This window comes from Citrobacter cronae, assembly GCF_016893685.1.
In the GTDB taxonomy this organism is placed as follows: domain Bacteria; phylum Pseudomonadota; class Gammaproteobacteria; order Enterobacterales; family Enterobacteriaceae; genus Citrobacter; species Citrobacter werkmanii.
Genome location: NZ_CP069763.1, coordinates 981,520 through 987,335 on the forward strand (window position 1 = coordinate 981,520; position 5,816 = coordinate 987,335).

6 protein-coding genes are annotated in these 5,816 nt (G+C 53.2%); 1 reads left to right on the forward strand and 5 read right to left on the reverse strand.

What is annotated here, in order from left to right; all coding sequences use genetic code 11:
* Positions 1-2 precede the first annotated feature (2 nt).
* The 5 genes from gntU to JSN25_RS04385 form a co-directional block, all read right to left on the reverse strand.
* On the reverse strand, positions 3-1,343 hold the full coding sequence (gene gntU / locus JSN25_RS04365; protein ID WP_032940610.1) for a gluconate transporter: 1,341 nt from the start codon (positions 1,341-1,343) through the stop codon (positions 3-5).
* A complete protein-coding gene (gene gntK / locus JSN25_RS04370) occupies positions 1,343-1,873 on the reverse strand; it encodes a gluconokinase (RefSeq protein WP_038634945.1) in 531 nt (176 codons plus the stop codon). Before gntK ends, gntU begins: the two co-directional genes overlap by 1 nt.
* A gap of 141 nt (positions 1,874-2,014) precedes the next feature.
* Entirely contained in the window at positions 2,015-3,010 is a 996-nt protein-coding gene (gene gntR, locus JSN25_RS04375) for a gluconate operon transcriptional repressor GntR (protein WP_038634949.1), read from the reverse strand.
* 129 nt (positions 3,011-3,139) lie between these two features.
* Complete coding sequence (yhhW, locus tag JSN25_RS04380; RefSeq protein ID WP_085049023.1) at positions 3,140-3,835, reverse strand: quercetin 2,3-dioxygenase; 696 nt, start codon at positions 3,833-3,835, stop codon at positions 3,140-3,142.
* 123 nt (positions 3,836-3,958) lie between these two features.
* Positions 3,959-4,996, reverse strand: a complete 1,038-nt coding sequence (locus tag JSN25_RS04385) for an oxidoreductase (protein ID WP_204525471.1) — start codon at positions 4,994-4,996, stop codon at positions 3,959-3,961.
* A 329-nt stretch (positions 4,997-5,325) separates the two neighbouring features.
* On the opposite strand from JSN25_RS04385, the gene yhhY reads away from it, so the two are divergent.
* Complete coding sequence (gene yhhY / locus JSN25_RS04390) at positions 5,326-5,814, forward strand: N-acetyltransferase (RefSeq protein ID WP_069323786.1); 489 nt, start codon at positions 5,326-5,328, stop codon at positions 5,812-5,814.
* Positions 5,815-5,816 lie beyond the last annotated feature (2 nt).

The following is a 5,816-nucleotide window of genomic DNA, read 5'->3' on the forward strand; positions in this document are numbered from 1 at the left end:
ACTCAGCTCAACAGCTGGAAAGCAATCATACCGACAATCGCGCCGACCGTGCCGAGGATAGTTTCCATCATCGTCCAGGTCTTCAGCGTTTGCGCTTCGGTCGCGCCGGTGAATTTCCCGAACAGCCAGAAACCAGCGTCGTTAACGTGGCTGACGACGATTGAGCCGCCTGCGATACAGATAGACAGCGCCGCCATCTGCGCGCCGGAGTAGTTCAGTTGCTCAATCACCGGCATGACCAAACCGACCGCCGTTAAGCAGGCCACGGTCGCGGACCCCTGAATGATGCGTACTGCCGCCGCCAGCACGAAGCAGGTAATGGCAATGGGCAGCCCCATACCGGTTAACGCTTCACCCAGGGCCGGGCCAACGCCGGAATCAACCAGCACCTGCTTGAACACGCCGCCCGCACCAATCACCAGCAGAATAATCCCCGCCGGTTGCAGCGCGTGACCACAAATCTCCATCACCCGATCTTTTGCCATGCCCTGGCGCACTGCCAGGCCGTAAATCGCCACCAGACAGGCAACCAGAATCGCGGTAAACGGGTGACCGATAAACTCGAACCATTCGTAGGTTGAAGAACCGACCGGCACAAAGCGCGCGGCGATGGTTTTCAGGCCAACCAGTACTAACGGCAGCAGGATCAGCGCCAGACTGAAGCCAAAGGAGGGCATTTTGCCTTCGCCCAGATGCGGCTCGGTAATGTCTTCTGGCACATGCAGTTCAACGTAACGGCTGATGAAATTGCCCCACAGCGGCCCGGCAATAATCATGCCCGGAATGGCTGCGCACAGGCCAATCAGGATCATCCAGCCAAAGTCAGCGTGCATTTGGGATGCCAGCAGCATCGGCGCAGGTCCCGGCAGCAGGAACGCCGCAGCGGCCGCCACCCCCGCAAACAGCGGAATAACCAGCTTCACCAGGTTCGTTCCGGTGTGACGCGCCATTGAGAACGCCACGCTTATCAGCAGCACAATCGCCACTTCAAAGAACAGCGGTAGCGCGCAAATCAGGCCGGCCAGGCCAATCGCATAATGCGCGCGGCTGTGACCGAAAGATTTCAGCATCTTGACGGCAATCTGATCGACCGCGCCGGTCTCGTGCAAAATCTTGCCAAACATCGCCCCCAGCGCCACCACAATCGCCAGAAAGCCGAGCGTGCCTCCCATCCCTTTTTCCATGGTCGCCGCGATTTTATCAAGCGGCATACCGGAAAAGAGACCTGCACCAATAGACACCACCATCAAAGCAACAAAGGCATGCATACGCGCCTTCATCACCAAAAACAGCAGTAATAAAACAGACCCTACTGCTGTTAAAACAAGCGTTAATGTAGTCACTACTTACTGCCCTGGTTAATCACTTCAATGGTGCTAGCTACCACACCGTCCAGCGGCTGATCGATATCAACCACCAGAACATCTTTTTCATTCGCATCTGGTTCTTCCAGCGCTTCGAACTGGGTTACCAGCATTTGCGTTTTGAAGAAGTGCCCTTTACGCGCCTTCAGGCGGCTTTCGATTACGTCAAAATCGCCCTTCAGGTAAATGAATGAGAGGTTCGGGTTACCGTCACGCAGCTGATCGCGATAGACTTTCTTCAGCGCGGAACAGACGATCAGCGACACCTTATTGGTACGCTGCATCGCAAAGGCGGCGTCATTCAGCGCCTGTAACCACGGTTTACGGTCGTCATCGTTGAGTGGCTCACCGGAAGCCATTTTCATGATGTTGCTGCGCGGATGGAGAAAATCGCCATCAAGAAACGCGGCCTGCAGTTGATGCGCCACTTCACTTGCGACAGCAGATTTACCGCTGCCTGATACGCCCATCAGAACGTAAACGTGGTGATCATGATTAGTCGTGCTCAAAGCGTTGCCCCCACTGGTACAAGAATCAGGAAATTGTTACGGGTAACTGTTATCGGTAACATTGTCCAGCCGGATAAATAGAGAAGCAATATCCATTCGTGCCCGAAGTGTATAAGTGTGAGCTACTTCAAAGTTGTTGGCTTAAATAGATCCACCCGGTGACAAGGTGAAACCTAAATCTAACATTTTAGGTGTGACTGCTTCACCTCGGATGCGCGCCAGCAGGCGTTCTGCGCCAATGCTGCCCATTCGTTCACGCGGCGTGAGCACACTCGCCAGACGCGGCTCCATTACCTGACCGATATCATGGCCGTGGAAACCGGCAATCGCCATATCGTCAGGGATTCTCAGCCCTAAACGCTGACATTCAAATGCCGCCCCTACCGCCAGGTCATCGTTGGTACAGAACACACCATCCAGTTGCGGATATTCACGCCGCGCCTGACGGATAAGTTCAATACCGGATGAGTAAGATGAAGACTGCTCCACCATCACGCTGTACGGCACCAGATTGGCATCGCGCATAGCCTGTTCGTAGCCCCTCTGTTTGATGATAGTACGTTCATCAAGACGCGCGCCAAGATAAGCAACATGACGGTGCCCACGGGCGATGATAGCGGCGGTCATCTGACGTGCGGCCTCGAAGTTATCAAAACCGACGGCGATATCCAGACACGGGGACTGACTGTCCATCAGCTCGACGACCGGGATACCCGCGACTTCGATCATTTTCAGCGTACGGGGTGTATGGCTACGTTCAGTGAGGATCAGACCATCGATATTCCACGACAGCATCGACTCCAGACGTTCTTGCTCCATTTCGGGCTTATAGCCGTAGTGCGCCAGCATGGTTTGATAACCATGCGCGTCGGTGACGGCCTCAATACCGCGTAACACTTCCGCAAAAACCTGGTTGGTGAGAGACGGTAACAGCACGCCGATAGCGCGACTGGTGGCGTTAGACAGGATATCAGGTGCGCGATTGGGAATATAACCCAGCTCATCAAGTGCAGCGGCAATTTTGCCCCGCAGCGCCACGGAGACCTGCTCCGGGTTACGCAAAAAGCGACTGACCGTCATTTTGGTCACGCCCACGCGGTCGGCTACATCCTGAAGTACGGGTCTTTTCTTTTTCATCGTCCTGAAGCGTTAAAAAGGGATAGATTTCCCCAGTTTACCACGGACGCACGGAATTAATGACAAACGATGAAAAGCCGGATGGCAACGCTTTCGCGTCTTATCCGGCCTACATCAGGTTACAGCACGTTATACCGGCGGCAGGTCAAACAGTAACACTTCGCTGTCGCTATCGGCATGAATCGAAATTGCCTGCTCATCCCAGATTGCCAGACCATCGCTGGTGGTGGCTTTGGTTCCGTTAATGGTGACATTGCCTTTTACCACCTGGATCCAGACGCGGCGCTCGGCGGCAATCTGATGCACCGACTGCTCATCTTTGAGCAGCGCCCAGCGGTACAACTCCATATCCTGGTACACTTTCAGCGAACCATCGCGGGCATCCGGCGACAGCACCAGCTGTTTGCCCTGCACCGCATCGAAACGGCGCTGTTCATAGCGTGGCGTAATCCCGTTTTCCTGCGGCATGATCCAGATTTGATACAGGTGTAGTTTCTCAGTATTGCTCGGGTTGTACTCCGAGTGTCGGATCCCCGTCCCGGCGCTCATAATCTGGAATTCACCGGCCGGAACCTGCTCTTTGTTGCCCATGCTGTCCTGATGCTCCACCACGCCTTCCAGTACGTAGGTCAGGATTTCCATGTCTTTATGGGGGTGAGTGCCAAAGCCCTGACCTGCATCGATCACGTCATCGTTAATCACGCGTAGTGCCGAGAACCCCATAAAGTTCGGGTCATAGTAGTTAGCAAAAGAAAAGGTATGCCAGGAATCGAGCCAGCCATGATTCGCATGACCACGGTCGTTCGCTTTGCGTAAATAGATCATTATGTTCACCCCCAGATGTTTTCGATGGAGTAAGTGTGGACCCAATCCGTCTGGGATCATAGAGGGTGAAAATTGACTCCTCTGTTCAAAAAATATGAACAACCTCAGAGGAGTCGGTAAGGGCTATTTAGCGAGGGTTATCGTCGCGGGAGACGCCTGTTCGAAGGCCCGTTCGAGGATTTCCAGGTTGGTAAGAACTTCAGATTCCTTGACGTAATTAGGCGTACCGACGGTCAGCGTGTGGTACAGCGCATCATAGACGCGACCGTAGTCCCCCACTTCCGGTTTCACCTCTTCTTTCACCGTAACGCCATCATCATTGACATACTCCAGCACACCAACAGAATCGTCAGCGGCGAAACCGGGTTCGCCGGGCATAATATTGGCCTTCAGGCTGGTTTCCTGCTGGTCGATACCGTACTTCACAAACGAGCCTTTGGTGCCGTGAACAATAAACTTCGGATAGTCGATTTTCACCAGATGGCTGGTTTTCACAATGGCTTTCAGGTCACCGTAGAACAACTGCGCTTCAAAAGTATCATCCGGGTTCGCCTTGTTGCGCAGACTGCGAATGTCATAGGCTACATGGTCGGGACGCCCGAACAGCGAGATAATCTGATCCATGGTGTGTACGCCCAAACCATAGAATGCGCCGTCCTGCGGCAGGCCCGGTTTGGTTTCCGCCACGGGTCGGTAGTAGTCAAAATGGCTTTCAATTTCCACTATTTCACCCAGTTTGCCGCTCTCAATCGCTTTTTTAGCCGTGAGAAAACAGGAATCAAAACGACGATTCTGATACGGCGTGACGGTCAGTCCTTTGCTTCGCGCCAGTTCGAACAACACTTTTGCTTCCGCCAGCGTCGGCGTGAACGGTTTCTCAACCAGCACGCTTTTACCCGCTTCCAGCGCGCGTTTGGCGTATTCAAAATGGCTATCAGCATGCGTACAGACGATCACCAGTTTTACCTGTGGATCGCTCAGCACCTCATCCAGATCGCTGGTGAAGTGAATATGGGAATAGATCGGCGCCTGCTCTTCCGGTTTAGCGTGACGACGGAAAATATGCGCGACATGCCAGGTATCTTTACGATTCAGAACGTAAGGGAGATGGTAACGGGTGGTGCTTTTACCGAATCCAATAAATGCGCAGTGTAAGGTCATGAGACGATCCTTTTGAAGGTGATTGTTTACACCATAGCGCAAAGCGTGAGGAGACTGAATGTTGGATTCTTTGCCGGGGACAAAATGGCAAGTAAGCCAGGCTGAAACAAAACCCAAAAAAAAGCCAGCAAAAGCTGGCTAAAATAATACTGGAAGCAATGTGAGCAATGTCGTGCTTTCAGGTTCTCCGTAGGGGTTCCCCTGAACGCAGAGCAATAATAATCATTCTCATTCGCACTTGTCTACTTCTTTTTGCAAAAAAATGCAGTTGACGGAATTTTCTTTCTCAGCGAGTGTAAATGCTCAATTAACCCTGCAGGAGATAAGGAATGAGTGAGATAGTGATACGCCACGCTGAACCGAAAGATTACGACGCCATTCGTCAGATTCACGCCCAGCCGGAGGTGTACCACAACACGCTACAGGTTCCTCATCCTTCCATGGAGATGTGGCAAACGCGACTCGCCGATCAACCGGGGATCAAACAGTTGGTGGCCTGCATCGATGATATCGTCGTGGGACATCTTTCCATTGCAGTTGCCCAGCGCCCGCGCCGCAGCCACGTCGCTGATTTCGGTATTTGCGTTGACGCTCGTTGGCAAAACCGCGGCGTCGCCAGCGCGCTGATCCGCACCATGATCGACATGTGCGACAACTGGCTGCGCGTTGACCGCATTGAGCTAACGGTATTTGTTGATAATGAGCCCGCCGTGGCGGTCTATAAGAAGTACGGCTTTGAAATCGAAGGCACCGGTAAGAGATACGGCCTGCGCAACGGTGAGTATGTTGATGCGTACTTTATGGCGCGCGTGAAATAAAT

What these genes read in the sequence shown, in the direction of transcription:
- gntR (WP_038634949.1), bottom strand. Translation starts at nt 3,010, where the DNA reads ATGAAAAAGAAAAGACCCGTACTTCAGGATGTAGCCGACCGCGTGGGC.
- yhhY (WP_069323786.1), top strand. Translation starts at nt 5,326, where the DNA reads ATGAGTGAGATAGTGATACGCCACGCTGAACCGAAAGATTACGACGCC.
- JSN25_RS04385 (WP_204525471.1), bottom strand. Translation starts at nt 4,996, where the DNA reads ATGACCTTACACTGCGCATTTATTGGATTCGGTAAAAGCACCACCCGT.
- yhhW (WP_085049023.1), bottom strand. Translation starts at nt 3,835, where the DNA reads ATGATCTATTTACGCAAAGCGAACGACCGTGGTCATGCGAATCATGGC.